Below are 16,001 nucleotides of genomic sequence, written 5' to 3'. Positions count from 1 at the left end.
TTAAATGGAATTCTTATCAATTTATAAATAAACTAGGCGATTTGCATTAAAAAGGGATTTATAGGAATGAAAGAAATTGTAACTTTATTAGAACAAGAACAAATCGATTTTTCTCTTCATCAACATCCTCAAGTCTTAATGGTTTTAAGAAGAAAATTTCGTACTCAAAAAGATTGGATTATTGCGTCATTCGACCAATATCAATTTAGTGAAGTAGAATCGGCAATGGTTCAACAAGCCATTCTGAATGGGGATCTTCGAGTAACAGATCTTCTAGAGCGTCCTTTCTCCAACCATTTATGGAGTTTCCTTACCTTTAAATGGGGAGAGATACTCGCTGGTGGAAAAAGATTATCGAAAAAAGAGGTCCTACAAATTGCCACGTACTCGAGCAAGGGCCAAGAATTTGCAAGAACCCCCGCTCAAAATAGAGATAGGCTACTAAAAGGTGTGCCATTAGTCATTGGCAAGGTCGTGACCTCCATGGCTCTGTGTATGGTATTTTGCTTAGGCTTATTGAGTACCTTAGGCGCCCCCTTTGCCATTAGTCTCGGCCTATCGATAGTACTTTCCTGCTGTAACGGAGTAGTTTGCCTATTAAGTCGTGGGCAAGCCATGCTTGATAGTGCTGGCTTTCAACCTAAAAAACAAAAAACGCTGCAGACCCTTGAAGAAAATACAAAAGAAAAAACGATATTAGATAAAGGGCAGAAATTATTTTTTGGTATTGTGACCTTGCTGGCATGTATTTCTGCAGGTATTTCTGGATATGCGGGTCTAGTAGGGCTTCTTAACTTTTTGGGGGCTGGTGCACTCGCCTCTACCCCTCTAGTTTTGGCAGCTACGATTGGTTTATCGGTGGTTGCCGCTATTTCGTTCTATTCGTTTCAAGCAGTAGGCATACGGGAAAATTATGCCAAATTTAAAAATCTTTTTATTGACGCGTATCAACAACCCTATGGTCTTTTGCGATGTCTCTTACTTGGAGCCGTAAGTACAGTCTTTTTAGCAGTTTATGCAACCCTAACGTGGTTTACTACTGTCTCAGGGGTTAATCGGTTTTTCGATGCTATAGGTACGAATTCAGGGACCTTTTTAGCCCATCTTCTTGCCATGATATGTACCTCGACCACCATGGTTGTTAATACTTTTTCACAAGTTTATAAAGTTTTTAACCCGAAAACGTATGTTGATTTAAAAGATAAATTTGAATCAATATATCAACCACCAGAAGACAACCTAACTAAAGCACAAAAGATAAAACATGGAGCCCTTAATATGCTCAAGTTATTTGCTTTGATAGGTGACTCTCTTGCTTATTCTGTTGCAGGGGGAATTCGAAGCGGGATTCATGTTGGAGAAACGCTGGGAGAGGCAATAGGGGAAAAATTTGCATTAACCGTTACCATGGCAATATTGTCTCCTGTGGTTTTAGTGTTTGTATCGATAGCATTTACATGGCCTGCCGTGTTTCATAGTAAAAAATCGACTCAAGATTCTTCACAGAGGGAGCCATTGATAGACAAAAGGACTCCAAGCGATACTCGTGATACACCGGAAAGATCATCCGAACCTAATCATTATACAATTGGATTAAGATTTTTTAGAGAGGATATTGTTGACTCCGAGTCCCCTACTTTAGGCAGCAGCACCCTTAGGACATCCTTAAAATAAGTGGTGCATTATAGGGTCCATGCCAGAAAGAAACGTCGGGCCAGGGGCCCGACCTATTACACTGTGCTCAATACATTTCACCGATCATGTTTTTAAAAGAGATTTTTCGTTTATCCCTTTTTAACGATTTAATCTTCTGATTTAATGCTAAAACCTCTCGCTTATTAACTTCAAACTTTTCCTGCAATTCTCGAAGCTCTTTTGAGCTTTTACTTTCTAACTCTAGATAAGCCAGGGAAAGTCGATTATTTTCCTCTAAAGCACTCTTAAGTTCATTCTGGATTAAATTTTTGTTACTTTCTAATTGATTAAAATCCAGTAAAATTTGGCCCTCAAGAACTTGTAAGCTATTGAGGATATGATTTCCTAGAGGAAAAGTAGACGATGCATTGTTTAATAAATCACTATATAACGCAACTTCTTTAGATAAACATTCAATTAAAGCAATAACTTTGCTCAAATTATCTTTTACCTCATTTAACGATAGAGAATATTCTGTTGCATGCTGTTCTTTTATGTAACATTTATCCCACCATGCACAAAGAAACTTCATTGCCGTTTGACGGTCTACTTTAGTTTCCAGACAAATTTTTTTTACATCTGGAATCTCACTCCTCCCTGACAGCTTATAGAGATTATCAATCATTTTTATTATTTTACTTTTAATAAATTTATTATTGTTCACATGCTACTCCTTTTTAAGAATACTAAGGCAGCAGTTTCACTACCAAATAATAATATATTTCCCGTCAAATATATGATGACAAAAAAATCATATCAAACAAAAATTAAAATGACAAATTTTATTTGCCATTAAAATCAAAATAAATTGTCATTTATTTTTTGACAGACAAGCCAAGTGCGACTTATAATGATTCTACGTTAAACCATCAGGATAATATTTATGGACCTATTTGACGAAGAAAATTACCTATGAAAAACAAATGGTTAAGTTAACAAAAATATTAATCACAATTTTTTTGACAAAAAAATCTAGAATAGTTCCTCATTCTAATTGCATCGATACAGTCGTATAAATGCGGATTCAGGTTAATTTCTCATTTAATTAGCGTACAGGAGTTTATTAATGAATATAAAAAAGTCATATCCTTACATCATTTTGGGTCTTTTCTTATTTGCAATTAGTGTTTCAGTCAACACAGCTGATCGCAATTTCGCACTCCCTCCTAATGAATTGATAATGCTTGATGGAGATTCATTGCAAAATAAGCTCATAACCTGCCAGGTTAAGGCTGATGTGGAAGAAAATTATCATTTGTTAAGTTTTATTTCAGAAAAAGGTACGAGCATTGTCAATAATTTAGTTTTACCGGAGGGCACTATTATGAGCTTATCTTTTCATTCTTTAGAGCAAGGTAAATTAACTATAGAGCTAAAAAAAGGCTCTCACTTAGGCATTACTAATGACACGGAGGAATTCATTAAACTGATATGCGATCAACGTGAGTAGAGCTTTTAATTTTAATCGAATATACTCAAGCACAAAGCGTTGCTTGAGTATTAATCCATAACTTATCAGAGAGTATCTTATGCTAATCAGTCCAGAAAAAGATGAAAATAAAATCCAGTTTCGTGTTCGAATTAAAGCCTCTGTATTTAAAGAAATTGAAGATTATTGTGAATGGGCTGGCATTCAGTACAAAGATTACTTTATTCAACAAGCTTGCCAGTATATTTTTGCGAATGACGAATCGTGGATTAATCACAAAAACCAGAAAGTAAAGGATAGTTAGTCTAGAAAAAAATCAAAGCATATCCCAAATTATCTGTATATTCATCATGAAGGCCAGTTGCCTCTTTGGCAACATTGGCCAAACGAGAACTCTTAAAGCAAGCTTAACAACAGCGCTGCTGTAAGTCGAAAAATTACCTTCTTTTCCTCTACGTTGGAAGGTTCATTAAAACCCTAGACTTACAGCATAAAATACTTATATGATGAAAAGCTTTTTCAGTATTAATCCTCTATTTTAAACCCAATTTAAAGAGAAGAATAACATGGATCAGTTTTTGGGATGGAGTAAGCTTCTAGAATATGGTCTTTATGCAAGAGGGATCATCATCACCTTATATGCAATTGTTTTATTTAGAACAAATTCAAATGCTATCTATGGCGAACATTCTCCTTTAGATTTTATTATTTACATCATTTTAGGCGCCATCTTAGGAGAGGCAATAGTTAACAATATCCCTTTAATTCCCTCCATGATTGTTTGTCTATTAATAGTTATCATCCATCGATTTTTAGCTTATTTATCTTATAAAAATCATAAATTTGGTAAATACATTAAAGGACAGAAAGTTATTTTAATTAACCGAGGGAAATATATTGAAAAAAATATGCGGTGCTGTCGATTAACTGCAAATGATGTATTACAGTCTTTGCGCATCCAACACAGCATGAATTCTATTAAATCGGTAAAACGTGCAACCCTGGAGCGAGGAGGGCAAATTTCGTTTATATTTAATTAAGGGTTGGCTTGAAGATTGTGAAATTAAAGAACACTTATAAAGCAATAAAGGAAATTGGACGTTATTTGTAACAAATCCTAGGATCAATAAATCAGGAAAACAGTACGAATGAATTGGACAAAGGAACGTCGGGCCATGGACCCGACTTATGTTTAGGGATTGAGAACCCATATAACCCCATTAAGATAACTGGCAAAAATGAGCCACAAAAGATAAGGTATTAATAGTAACCTAAGCACTATTTCCCTAATTTTAATAATTAAAAATGCATTCAAAAGTACCATGACGATTATCCATAAAAAACTAAATCCTAGCCAATGCAACTGAAAAAAGAATGGCGTCCAGAGCCAATTCATAGTGAGTTGTACTAGATAAAGATTAAATACGTTTTTAATTTGAGGTTTACCCCTGTTTTGCCATAATCGAACCCCCACAATCGCGAGAAATGCATATAATATCGGCCAAACCACAGAGAAAACCCAACCCGGAGGAGTTAGAATTGATTTATGAAGCCCCTCATACCAAGAATGAATATTTTCTTTAGTTAATAAACCTAAGAAAATACCCATTAATTCAAAGGATAAAATCCAAAGAATTAATTTAATCCCGTTTTTTTTGTTCAAAATCTTGCCTCCATAGTTGTGTTAGTCCCTCACGGTATGTAGGAAAGTGCAAAGCGATATTAAGCTCCCTTTTTATCTTTGCATTAGATACACGACGATTACTTAAATAAAACTCCTGTTCTTTGGGTGATATTGAAGCATCTTCAAACGAGATTAAAGGTAAAGGGGACCGCTTAAGTAAGGAAGCTGCATATGCATCAACCACATAAGATGCGGCCGGTTCATCATCAGCTACATTATAGATGGATAACGGATGTGGATTCTTTATTGAAGCAAGAAGCACCGAAGCAATATCGTCAACATGGGTACGTGAAAACACCTGGCCTTCTTTATAAATACTGTATTCTTTCCCAGACTGGATCCGTTCGAGCGGATTTCGTTCGGGTCCATAAATTCCCGCTAATCTAAAAATGTGTAAAGGAAGCTGGTTGTCTTTTGCATAAGAGAACCATGCCTTTTCAGCTTCCTTACGTAAAATTCCAGATGCACTCTGTGGTCTACAAATACTTTCTTCATCAACCCAATTTCCTTGATAGTCACCATAGACCCCAGTAGAAGAAAGATAGCCTACCCATTCAATATGTGCGGCATGTCGTCTAATCAATTCTGAATAATGTGATAATACGTAATCGCCCCCCCCCGCTACAGGTGGGATGCTAATTAAAAGATGAGTCGATTCACTGAGGTAGTTTTCAATATCAGGAGCATTAAAATCAATAAGCCTGATTGCAGGAGGATGACTCATTACTTTTTTCCTTTCTTGACGTGTTGTTCCCACCACATCAAAACCTAGCGAAAGCAGCTGGTGTGCGAGCCGAGTGGCAGTGTAGCCAAAACCAAACATAAAAAAAGTAGGCGTCATTAAATTACTTCCTCTTAGCAAGTAACGCCATAAAATGGCGTTACTATAGTTTGAACTCTTCTTAGAGCACTGAAGAATTCACGATTGATTTTTTGAAAGTAACAATTAAATTTGAATCTTTCGTCTTTGTAGTCATAGAATTTGGATCATAGCCTTGAGGTAATTGAAATGCCTGACGGTAATTGCTCTGGGAGTAGCTTACACTTTTGCTATTATCATGGTCTCGCGTAATTTGCTGGGTTACGTTTGAACTCACGATTAGCTGCCCCTTTTTAACAGAGACATCCACTTTACTATTCCCTGCTTTGGGTAGTTTTATTTTATAGATAATCTCATTTTTACTTTCTTTAATTTCAACGGTATTTGTACTACCAAATGGCATTTGATTCGGTTGATTCGCCAAGTGATGTTGCATTTGTGAAAACTGGCTTTTCATAAATTGATCCATAACTCGTTGCATTTGAGCCATTTGCTTTAAAACATCATCCGATGATTGAAAGAAGGGATCGTTATCAAAAGGATCCATAGGTCCTTGCGCATTGCTCTTTTGCACTTGATTATTGTGCTTCGCCTCAAGTGCTATAGCTCCTGCTGATATCATCGTGATAAGAGGAGCTGCGATTAAAATAGGGAGTAGTTTCTTTTTCATCTAAATCTCCTTTAAATTGCAAAAACTAAGGTTTTTTCGATAAAAGTAAGCCCGACTTTATTTACTCGTCAAAAAATAAGACCTCTCCAGAGGACACATCGTACAAACCACCAATAATTTTAATGGTTTCTTGCTCCTTTAGCTCCGCTATAATGCTACTTTTGTTTAAAATATTTTGAATGCTATTTTTGATATTAATTCGGGCAACTTCATTGACGTAAGCGAGATTAGCCCCGTTTCGATTTTCTTTGAATGTTTTTTCCTGCTGTATTGCAGGTTTTATTTTTTCCAAAAGCTGAGTCAAAGAGCCTAGCTGAGCATCATCACAAGCCCCTTTTATTGCGCCACAATTGGTATGACCTAGCACTACTATTAATTTCGACCCTGCTGCTTTGCATGCAAATTCTAAACTACCGAGAATATCTTCATTTACAATGTTACCCGCAATCCTAATACTAAAAATATCTCCCAGACCTTGGTCAAATATCAATTCTGCTGGTGTTCGCGAATCAATACAACTTAAAATTGTGGCAAAAGGGTATTGTCCATCCGCTGTTTCATTTACTTGTTGCAATAAATTTCGATTAAATCGTAAGTTTTGAACAAATCGTTGATTTCCCTTGTGCAGCAAATCTATTGCTTGATCCGGGGTGATGTTATGTTGTTCTTTTTTTCCAATCGTTTTCATAGATACTCCAATCTCAATATTTAATTATTTATGTTGTTTTTTTTAATTTCCATTACGTTCCTCTCTATGGTCTTGCAGATATCATTCAGAGGTAAATGACTTAAATTCTCAATTGAAAAGGGGTTTTGTAGCTCAACGCCTATTTGGTCTAATGAAAAAAGAGCATAGGCGACCAAAGTCACGACGAGAGGGCTAATATATGGCGAATAATTAACTAAAGCCGCAGGCAATATAATCAAAAATAAAAGAATAAATCGACGTGATTTGATTGCCATTACAAAAGGCATAGGCGTTTTTAGGATCCGTTCACAGGCGCCTTGGCAATCAATAATTATTTCACGAACCTCTTCTGCTTTCAAAAAAGAAAACTGATTTAATTTACCGCTTTCTTGCATCTGCGACAAAATTGAAGCCTGTTTTGCCGAAATAAAATTAGGTTTATGTTGCCACTCCTGCAATTCAGCATAGGTCTCGTCAGACAATAAATGTTTGACCTCTTCTATAGAGTTACTTCCCCGAAGACTATTCTTCATCAGATAAGGCATTGCTGCAACTAGGTCGAGCATTTTATCTATCTCGCCTCTATTTGAGGGATCTACGTAACTTCTTATGATAATTGCCAAATTTCTACTGCAATTAACCACAGTCCCCCATAGTTTTCTTGCCTCCCACCAGCGGTCGTATCCTGCATTTACACGAAAAACTAAAATTAAACCCATAATTACCCCAGCATACTCAAAAGGGCTTATAGGAAGAGCCAAATCAGGGATAAAAATACTTAACGTAGAAATAAAACACGCATAAAAAAATACCGCTATAACCTTTGTAAATACTCTGGGAGTGACCGACCCATGAATGGCAAGCGCACAATCCATAAAATTAGGGTATTCGTATTGGTTTCTTATTTTCTTATTTTCTTTCATAGCACTTCGCTCCTAATTTATGCATACAACTCCTGGTTGCTTCAGATAGTTAAAATGGAACATCGATTAGCAATCGATAATTTTTATCTCTCAATAAAATCGTCTTAACAGGACGGCATTTCAATTGCCGATGAGTATGAAACAGAACGAAATGTTATTTGAACTGATGACATAGCTTAAATCCTCTTAATTTAAATTAACTTTTGAATTAAAAAAATTTTAAATTTAATGATAAGAGATAAACAGTATATAGGGATGGTTGGTTCTAATTTCAAGATAATTATAGAAAAATCATACGCATCAGCAACGAACTTTTAAAATATAAGCACTCAAGGAAAGTAAACTGAGCTGTAAAGTCCAGCATATTCATAGCCCCAATTAGTGCCAAATATTTTTTATTATTAGTTAGTTACATAATGACTAGTAACTGAATTTGAAGGTAGCATATAATCCTATGTTATTTCATAAATTATCCTTAAGATGTAAGGAGCACAGCTGTTCATGCAAAATGATATTGCTATTTCAATTAACGCGCTGCAAAAGATTTATGAAAATGGTTTTAAGGCATTAGAAGATATCAACCTTGAAATTCGTCAGGGCGAGATTTTTGCCTTGCTTGGACCAAATGGAGCGGGGAAAACTACGCTCATTAATGCGATTTGCGGCATTGTACAACCCACTAATGGTACCGTCACGCATCCGCCAATACCGACAGGCACGCAGCGTGGTGGGTTTAGTCCCTCAAGAACTCACGACTGATGCATTTGAAACCGTATGGGATACCGTTAGTTTTAGCCGCGGTTTATTTGGCAAACCCAAGAATCCTTTATATATTGAAGAACTATTAAAGCGTCTCTCACTTTGGAATAAAAAAGACTCACAGCTTCAACATTTGTCAGGTGGGATGAAACGCCGCGTCATGGTCGCCAAAGCACTATCCCACGAACCCCAAATTCTCTTTCTTGATGAGCCTACAGCAGGTGTCGATGTGGAGTTGCGGAAATCCATGTGGGCGCAAGTACGCACCTTACGCGAAACAGGGATTACAATTATTCTCACCACACACTATATCGAAGAAGCGCAGGTAATGGCCGACCGTGTGGGAATTATCAATAAAGGCAATTTAATTCTCACCGAAGACAAAAACACCCTGATGCATAAAATGGGTAAACGGCAGATGATTTTCGTGCTACGCGAGCCATTAGCAAGCATACCAGCCGGCTTAAAAAATTATCCCTTAACACTAGAGCAAGACGACAATGGCGGTAAATTGATTTTGACCTATGATGTTGAAGCGGATAATGATATTTCAGATGTACTAGATAATCTAAAATCACATGGCATACGACCAAAAGATATCTATAGTCATCAAAGCAGTTTAGAAGAAATCTTCATTGGATTGTTGGGGGAAAAATGAATCTACGTGGTGTTAGGGCAATTTATACATTTGAAATGGCGCGCATGTTCCGTACGCTAGGACAAAGTATTGCCTCCCCTGTTATCTCAACGGTCCTCTATTTTATTGTGTTTGGGTCTGCCATCGGCTCTCACATGCAAGCGATTAATGAGATACCCTATGGTGCTTTTATTGTTCCAGGCCTTATTATGCTAACCATTTTAGGCCAAAGTGTGTCCAATGCCTCATTTGGCATTTATTTTCCGCGTTTTACTGGTACCATCTATGAAATTCTCTCCGCCCCTCTTTCTTTTGTCGAAATAATGTTAGGTTATGTGGGAGCTGCGGCAACGAAATCAGTGATCATTGGCGTGATTGTGCTCGCCACTGCCTGGTTTTTTGTGCCGCTACATATTGCGCACCCGCTATGGATGACCTTCTTTTTAATTATGACCAGTGTGACCTTTAGTCTGCTTGGCTTTATCATTGGCATATGGGCCGATGGCTTTGAGAAATTACAATTAATTCCTCTTCTCATCATAACCCCGCTCACCTTTCTTGGCGGTAGTTTTTATTCCATTCATATGCTGCCCCCATTCTGGTATCAAATTTCACTAGCCAATCCAGTCGTCTATTTGGTAAGTGGATTTCGTTGGAGCTTTTACGAGCACAGTGATGTGAGTATTACCATTAGTATCACCATGATTTTAGCTTTTACAGTACTTTGTCTAGCAATTATCGGATGGATTTTTAAAACAGGATATGGATTAAAAAAATAAATATAGTGAAAAAATCAACCTCCGTTTTCATTTCTTCATGATAAGTAATAGTTTTACTAATTAGAATCTATAATTTTCAATAGGTAGCGCTTAACTAATGGATTATTGATGATGGCTCTTATAAAGAAATGGCGTTTCCTTTTTTTATTCTTGGTTATTTTAGCTTTTTGTTTGTTCCGAGCTATTGAAGCACAAACAAGTATAGCCCCCTTTGCAGATTTGTTTTTAATTACCCTAATTATTGTCAGTTTGGTAGCAATTGCCGCACATAAGGAAAAATTTATTCATGGTTTATTTATTTTAGGTCTGTTAGAAATAGCCCTGATTGCGGTGAACCTATGGATAATAAGTTTTCCAGATCATTTTTTAAAACTACTTTTCGGATTACTTTTTTTCCTATTAATGACGGTTACTTGTATCAAACTGACGTTACAAGATAAAACCATTAGCATTACCACCTTATTTGGTTCTCTCTCTGCTTATCTGTTTATCGGCTTAACTTTTGCCTATTTATACTTACTTGTTTATTTAATATATCCCCAAGCAATGTCAGGCTTAGAGCCCTATGCCAATACCCGAGCAATTTATTTCTCCTTCATCACCCTAACTACAGTGGGATATGGCGATGTAGTCGCTACAACTCCTATCATGCAATGCTTATCTTGGATGGAAGCCTTCTGCGGCCAAGCCTATCTAGCCATTTTTATTGCTCAGCTGGTAGGACGATATGCATCGAAACCTTGATTACGCTACGCGACATCAAGGTTTCGTTTATACTGGAGAAACATTTAGGAAGGTATATACGATGTAAAGTCTAGCTTTGAAGGTTTTCTTTTTCTTGTTCAAGCCATGCCAAAAAAGCCTCACGATCTGATTGAGACAAGTTAAAAAACTTATTTTTTATTGTTTCAATTGGTTGATATTGTTTTCTGGAAGCTTTGACATAAGTTTCGTTTATATTCATTTTTCCCTGTACTACATTTTCATAGGCATCGGGATCTTTCTTCATTAACTTCAAAAGTTGGCCATCTATTGAGCGCGAATGAGATGGTAAATACGTAATGGTATTTTCCAGAGACAGCTCTGGATTCAGAGTATCTTGCTCTCTAAGATCATTATTCAAATCTTTAATAGAGATTTTATTCTCTCTTGCATACGTTCTGACTGTGTTATCTACCCTACTCAAAACATCTCCCCAATGAGCTACATGTTGCGTATTTACATTCATAGCCGAGCGTAATAACCACAACATTTCATTGTTAGTAATGCCTAAGCCGTCTGATGATTTATCAAGAGCATATTCCCCAAAGTTTTCGTAGGGCTTAGCTCTTTTAGTCCAAACCTCTCGTTCAATAATCTCAGATATTACGGAAGGCAGGCTCTGGGAGATAAGTTGATTAAATTCACCTATATACTGATTAGCTTGAGCATGTAGTTCTTCATCAGATAAGTTTGAGGCCTCTAATATTTTATTTGATAGTTCTTCTGATTGCATTATAAATTCACTTGTTGAGCAATAACCGTTCGGTATTTTAAAATTACCAAGCGGATATCTTAAGCTGATAAGCTGGTTAAACTCAAGAGGTGCTCCACAAAATAGCGTGTTTCTTCCGCGAAGTTCCCTTGATGCTGTTTCAGAATATCGGCTGGGTGATAAAGCCCCGCATCGGGAGAGTAAAACAAACTGTGTTGGCTGGGCTTTACCTCCCAGCCAACGCTTTACTACCCAATTTTCCATTCAGTTTCAGTGAGTAGCTTATGCTGTTGCCAGATAATCCTTTCCATACTGTTCCAAATAATCATTATAATTACCCAGAAAATCTTGCACTCCATATTGTTCAGTTAACACAATAATGCGGGTTGCAATATCATCAATAAAATAACGATTATGGCTGACAAATAATACGGTTCCAGGAAACAGTTGAATGGCTTCGATTAAGGCATCGATTGACTCAAGATCTAAATGGTTGGTTGGCTCATCAAAGATCAATGCATTATGTTTTTCTAAAATTAATTTGGCCATAATTAAGCGAGCGGACTCTCCCCCACTTAATACGCCAATTTTCTTATCAACATCAGCTCCACGAAATAATACCTGACCAAGTACCTTTCTGATTTCCTGGCTTGGTGCGGCTATATGGTCTTCCATCCATTGCAAAATAGTTTGTTCTGGATTCAATTGGGTTCGATAATCCTGAGCAAAATAACCAACTTTTACCGTGTCGCTCCATTCAAAATTGCCCTGATCTGCATGTAACTCTTTTAATAAAATTTTTAGGAACGTCGATTTTCCAATACCATTTGGCCCGATGATGGCACATTTATCGCCACGTTGAATGGTAAGCGATACATTTTTTAATAATACTCGCTCATCAAATTTTTTGTGTAACTGGTCTACTTTGACTACCACCTTGCCTGACGATTTTTTTTGTTGGAAATTAAAATAGGGTTTGAAAATATTAGAGTCTTTAATCTCAACCAACTCAATGCGATCAATCATTTTTTGTCGTGAAGCGGCCTGACTTGCTTTACTCGCTTTTGCACCAAAGCGATCAACAAAACCTTGCAATGCATCAATTCGTTTTTCCTGGTTTTTCAGTTCGCTTTGTTTCAAACGTAAACGTTCTTCTTTAGAAAAACAGAATTTGTCATAATTTCCTGGGTAATCCAGAATCGTATCATAATCAATATCAAGGATATTCGTGGAAGTATTATTGAGAAAACTTCGGTCATGAGAAATAAAAATCAATAATCCTTTAAATGATGTTTTTAAGAACTCTTCCAACCAAGCAATCGATACAATATCCAAGTGGTTGGTTGGTTCATCGAGCAACATGATATCGGGTTGTTGATAAAGAACTTGTGCTAATAGAACACGTAATTTGTAACCGCCTGACAAAGCGCTCAAAGGACCATAATGAAACTTTTCCGCAATACCTAAGCCAAGCAACAAATTTTTTACGGTGGCCTCAGCTTCATATCCCCCTTGATTCATTACTATTTCTTCTAATTCACTCAAGCGAAAGCCATCTTCCTCGGTAAACTCTTCTTTAGAATATAAGCTCTCTTTCTCTGTAAGAGCATCCCACAAAACAGGATTTCCACGAATCACCACATCAATAAGACGATCTTGCTCATAACGAAAGTGATCTTGCTTCAAAATACCTATTTTGTGAATTTTAGCTTTTTCGACTGTGCCATGTGATGCTTGTTCTTCGCCTGACAATATTTTTAAAAAAGTAGACTTTCCTGTGCCATTGGCACCAACTACCCCATAACGTTGCGTAGGCAATAAGGTCAAATCCACATTTTGGAATAACGATTTTGGTCCAAACAGCATACTTAAACTTTTTACTTCTAACATTAACCCAGCCTCTCAAAACACGATGTGCACAATTAAATCTATTTGTTCTTTTTGTGCAATTTTAACATTATTTGCAACAATTAGCATTCAACTTCAAATTTTTAGATTATTTAAATAGGCTATTAATCTGATAAATATTCAATTTCCCAAAACAAATTGATTTAATATTGAACTAAAAAATGTTAATCTATACCCTTTATATAAGACATAAGTGCCCTCAATGATCCAATCTGAACTCCCCTTGTTCTCTCAGTTACCGCTGCGCGAAGAATTATTAAAGAGCCTCCATTCGTTAAATTACGAAAATATGACGCCCATACAAATGCAAAGTCTGCCCATAATCCTTAACAATGAGGATATTATTGCTCAAGCAAAAACCGGCAGTGGAAAGACTGCGACCTTTGGTTTGTCCCTACTAAATAATTTAAAAATTTCGTTTTTTGGTGCACAAGCATTGGTGCTTTGCCCTACCCGCGAACTGGCAGAACAAGTAAGCCAGGCAATTCGTCGCTTAGCCTGTTTAATGCCTAATGTTAAAATTATTAATTTGTCAGGTGGCATTCCGATGAAGCCACAACTGGATTCATTAAGACATGGCGCTCACATCATTGTAGGAACCCCAGGTCGAGTTCTTAAACATTTAAAAGGCGGCTCACTAGACTTGAGCCAGCTAAAAACTTTAGTTTTAGATGAAGCAGATAGAATGCTGGATATGGGTTTTTTGGATGACATCACCAGCATCATTTCCGCCACCCCCAAACAACGTCAAACCCTACTTTTTTCTGCAACCTATCCTGATGAAATCAAACAACTGTCAAAGCAGTTTATGAAGAACCCCAAAGAGGTCCATGTGGAAACCCCACATGATGAAATTGATATCGAACAACGTTTTTATGAGGTGGAAAAACAAGGTCAGAAATTTTCTGTATTAAAATCCTTATTGCTGCATCATCAACCCAGTTCGACGCTCATCTTCTGTAATACCAAACAGCAAACAACAGATGTAACCGAGCAACTCATTCATGAAGGCTTTAGTGCCATCGCTTTGAATGGAGATATGGAACAAGTAGATCGTGATCTGGCCGTCTTGCGTTTTGCAAACCAAAGTTGTTCTATCCTAGTTGCAACCGATGTTGCCGCTCGAGGCCTTGATATTAAGGAGCTTCCGGCTGTTATTAATTTTGATCTTGCCTTTGATCCTGATGTTCATATTCATCGTATTGGCCGCACTGGGCGAGCTGGGAATAAAGGTATTGCGTTAAGTATTACCACGCCTGCCGATGCACAACGACTTTGTGCTATTGAAGAGAACCAGGCTTCCCCTATTGTCTGGGGAAACAGGGATGAGTTTGCCACCAGTCAATCTACTCGATTAGTACCAGAAATGGTTACTCTATGCCTTGCCTCTGGTAAAAAAGATAAAATTCGACCTGGGGACATTCTTGGTGCATTAACCAAAGATGCGGGCTTAGCAGGTACCACGATCGGTAAAATTAATGTCACTGCCATGCAGTCCTATGTTGCAATTCACCGCAACCATGTCGACAAAGCCTATGACTATTTACAACAGGGTAAATTGAAAGGGCGCAAGATTCATGTTCGTAAAATAAGTTAAACAACCTGTGTGGCCTTGATTAAGCTGCGGTGCATCAGGGCTACGACAACTTACTCACTAATAAGTTTAGCTAATTTTATTGCCCAGCGTGGATCACCATTATCGTCAATACACCAAGCAGCCATCAATATTAATCGCACAAAGACCCAATCATTAATCCGCTGCGCATCAAGCCCTGATTGTTGTGCGAGTAATGCAGCCCGCTTCGAAAAGAGGGCCTTTACATTGCTTGTCGTGGCAAGCTCATTAATGTACATAAAATCAAAAGCAGCGATTTCAAACTCAGCCTCGCCAATAATGCCTTTAGGGTCAATTGCCAACCATTCATTACCATGTTTTAAAATATTGTCATGATGTAAATCCCCATGTAAGAAGATAAGGGGCTTTGATGAGGAAAGAAGTTTATTTCTTAACACAACTGCCTTATCTAATAGGATTGCAGGTATTTGTAATTTAGGATTATCCAATGCATTCAGCCAATCGGCAACTTGAGGATTATTTGATTGGTTAAGCTGGGGTTGATTATGGTGAAGACGTTGCATAGTCTCGACATAGCAATCCATCACATAATCTTGCTGCTCTGGGTATAGGGATTTAAGTGTTATCCCAGGAATCGCTTGTTGCAGTAATAAAGCATTATACTTGCTATTATAATCAATCAGCTTAATAGAGCCTCCCGGACCAAAGTGGGCTAAGGCTTGTTGTTCATTGAGAATACTTTGCCTATCATAACTAATTTTTAAAACCACAGGCTCACCAGTATCTAATATAGCCTTAGCAACGTAATTAAAGGTCATATTAGAAACAGGAATGACCTCACGTAAACCCCAATGATTTGTAAGTGTGGTTATTAGAATGGGTAAAGTGGCAATCCACTTAGCACCTTGCGAGCCATAGAGATTGGTTATGTTTTGCTGGAGTGTTTGCATTTAAATAGA

General features: G+C 37.3%; 18 protein-coding genes. 9 read left to right on the top strand and 9 right to left on the bottom strand.

All coding sequences use genetic code 11. From position 1 onward, the window contains the following. Positions 1–66 precede the first annotated feature (66 nt). Positions 67–1,674 (top strand): hypothetical protein, encoded by a 1,608-nt coding sequence (locus E1P08_RS09305; protein WP_133136753.1) that lies wholly within the window; start codon positions 67–69, stop codon positions 1,672–1,674. 67 nt (positions 1,675–1,741) lie between these two features. Here the strand turns inward: E1P08_RS09305 and E1P08_RS09300 are convergent, their stop codons facing one another. Continuing rightward, entirely contained in the window at positions 1,742–2,359 is a 618-nt protein-coding gene (locus E1P08_RS09300; RefSeq protein ID WP_133136752.1) for a hypothetical protein, read from the bottom strand. A gap of 402 nt (positions 2,360–2,761) precedes the next feature. On the opposite strand from E1P08_RS09300, the gene E1P08_RS09295 reads away from it, so the two are divergent. From E1P08_RS09295 to E1P08_RS09285, 3 genes are all read left to right on the top strand, one after another. Beyond that, positions 2,762–3,145, top strand: a complete 384-nt coding sequence (locus E1P08_RS09295; protein WP_133136751.1) for a hypothetical protein — start codon at positions 2,762–2,764, stop codon at positions 3,143–3,145. A gap of 79 nt (positions 3,146–3,224) precedes the next feature. After that, on the top strand, positions 3,225–3,428 hold the full coding sequence (locus E1P08_RS09290) for a hypothetical protein (protein ID WP_133136750.1): 204 nt from the start codon (positions 3,225–3,227) through the stop codon (positions 3,426–3,428). 262 nt (positions 3,429–3,690) lie between these two features. Further along, positions 3,691–4,164, top strand: coding sequence for a DUF421 domain-containing protein (locus E1P08_RS09285; protein ID WP_133136749.1), 474 nt, complete (start codon positions 3,691–3,693; stop codon positions 4,162–4,164). A 152-nt stretch (positions 4,165–4,316) separates the two neighbouring features. On the opposite strand, the gene E1P08_RS09280 is transcribed toward E1P08_RS09285, so the two are convergent. The 5 genes from E1P08_RS09280 to E1P08_RS09260 all read right to left on the bottom strand — a co-directional run bounded on the left by E1P08_RS09280 (position 4,317) and on the right by E1P08_RS09260 (position 7,909). Beyond that, a complete protein-coding gene (locus E1P08_RS09280) occupies positions 4,317–4,787 on the bottom strand; it encodes a TspO/MBR family protein (protein WP_133136748.1) in 471 nt (156 codons plus the stop codon). Then, complete coding sequence (locus tag E1P08_RS09275) at positions 4,765–5,649, bottom strand: SDR family oxidoreductase (protein WP_133136747.1); 885 nt, start codon at positions 5,647–5,649, stop codon at positions 4,765–4,767. The genes E1P08_RS09280 and E1P08_RS09275 overlap by 23 nt, the downstream gene beginning before the upstream one ends. A gap of 61 nt (positions 5,650–5,710) precedes the next feature. After that, positions 5,711–6,298 (bottom strand): Hsp20/alpha crystallin family protein, encoded by a 588-nt coding sequence (locus E1P08_RS09270; protein WP_133136746.1) that lies wholly within the window; start codon positions 6,296–6,298, stop codon positions 5,711–5,713. A gap of 61 nt (positions 6,299–6,359) precedes the next feature. Then, positions 6,360–6,986: a carbonic anhydrase family protein gene (locus E1P08_RS09265; RefSeq protein ID WP_133136745.1), complete on the bottom strand. Its 627-nt coding sequence runs from the start codon at positions 6,984–6,986 to the stop codon at positions 6,360–6,362. Positions 6,987–7,006: 20 nt separating this feature from the next. Next, the gene (locus tag E1P08_RS09260) at positions 7,007–7,909 is read right to left on the bottom strand and encodes a bestrophin family protein (RefSeq protein WP_133136744.1); all 903 of its coding nucleotides are present in this window, start codon (positions 7,907–7,909) and stop codon (positions 7,007–7,009) included. Between the two features lie 501 nt (positions 7,910–8,410). Here E1P08_RS09260 and E1P08_RS17640 point away from each other — a divergent pair. The 4 genes from E1P08_RS17640 (at position 8,411) to E1P08_RS09245 (ending at position 10,828) form a co-directional block, all read left to right on the top strand. Next, positions 8,411–8,668 carry an ATP-binding cassette domain-containing protein gene (locus E1P08_RS17640; RefSeq protein ID WP_207387352.1) on the top strand — a complete coding sequence of 86 codons (258 nt, stop codon included), beginning with the start codon at positions 8,411–8,413 and terminating at the stop codon, positions 8,666–8,668. Continuing rightward, on the top strand, positions 8,634–9,326 hold the full coding sequence (locus E1P08_RS09255) for an ATP-binding cassette domain-containing protein (protein ID WP_207387351.1): 693 nt from the start codon (positions 8,634–8,636) through the stop codon (positions 9,324–9,326). Before E1P08_RS17640 ends, E1P08_RS09255 begins: the two co-directional genes overlap by 35 nt. Continuing rightward, positions 9,323–10,084: an ABC transporter permease gene (locus tag E1P08_RS09250; protein ID WP_133136743.1), complete on the top strand. Its 762-nt coding sequence runs from the start codon at positions 9,323–9,325 to the stop codon at positions 10,082–10,084. The genes E1P08_RS09255 and E1P08_RS09250 overlap by 4 nt, the downstream gene beginning before the upstream one ends. A 108-nt stretch (positions 10,085–10,192) precedes the next feature. Beyond that, complete coding sequence (locus tag E1P08_RS09245) at positions 10,193–10,828, top strand: potassium channel family protein (RefSeq protein ID WP_133136742.1); 636 nt, start codon at positions 10,193–10,195, stop codon at positions 10,826–10,828. Between the two features lie 70 nt (positions 10,829–10,898). Here E1P08_RS09245 and E1P08_RS09240 read toward each other — a convergent pair whose 3' ends face one another. Then, a complete protein-coding gene (locus E1P08_RS09240) occupies positions 10,899–11,822 on the bottom strand; it encodes a DinB family protein (protein ID WP_242602416.1) in 924 nt (307 codons plus the stop codon). Between the two features lie 18 nt (positions 11,823–11,840). Next, positions 11,841–13,448, bottom strand: a complete 1,608-nt coding sequence (locus tag E1P08_RS09235; RefSeq protein ID WP_133136741.1) for an ABC-F family ATP-binding cassette domain-containing protein — start codon at positions 13,446–13,448, stop codon at positions 11,841–11,843. Positions 13,449–13,668: 220 nt separating this feature from the next. Between E1P08_RS09235 and dbpA the strand changes: the two genes are divergently transcribed. After that, positions 13,669–15,063 (top strand): ATP-dependent RNA helicase DbpA, encoded by a 1,395-nt coding sequence (dbpA, locus tag E1P08_RS09230; RefSeq protein ID WP_133136740.1) that lies wholly within the window; start codon positions 13,669–13,671, stop codon positions 15,061–15,063. Positions 15,064–15,113: 50 nt separating this feature from the next. Here dbpA and E1P08_RS09225 read toward each other — a convergent pair whose 3' ends face one another. Continuing rightward, on the bottom strand, positions 15,114–15,992 hold the full coding sequence (locus E1P08_RS09225; protein ID WP_133136739.1) for an aminoglycoside phosphotransferase family protein: 879 nt from the start codon (positions 15,990–15,992) through the stop codon (positions 15,114–15,116). Positions 15,993–16,001: the final 9 nt, after the last annotated feature.

The sequence above is a fragment of the Legionella rowbothamii genome, assembly GCF_900639985.1.
GTDB classification, from domain to species: Bacteria; Pseudomonadota; Gammaproteobacteria; order Legionellales; family Legionellaceae; genus Legionella; species Legionella rowbothamii.
Note: the sequence above shows the minus strand (reverse complement) of the source record. Positions and strands in the feature narration are given on the sequence as shown.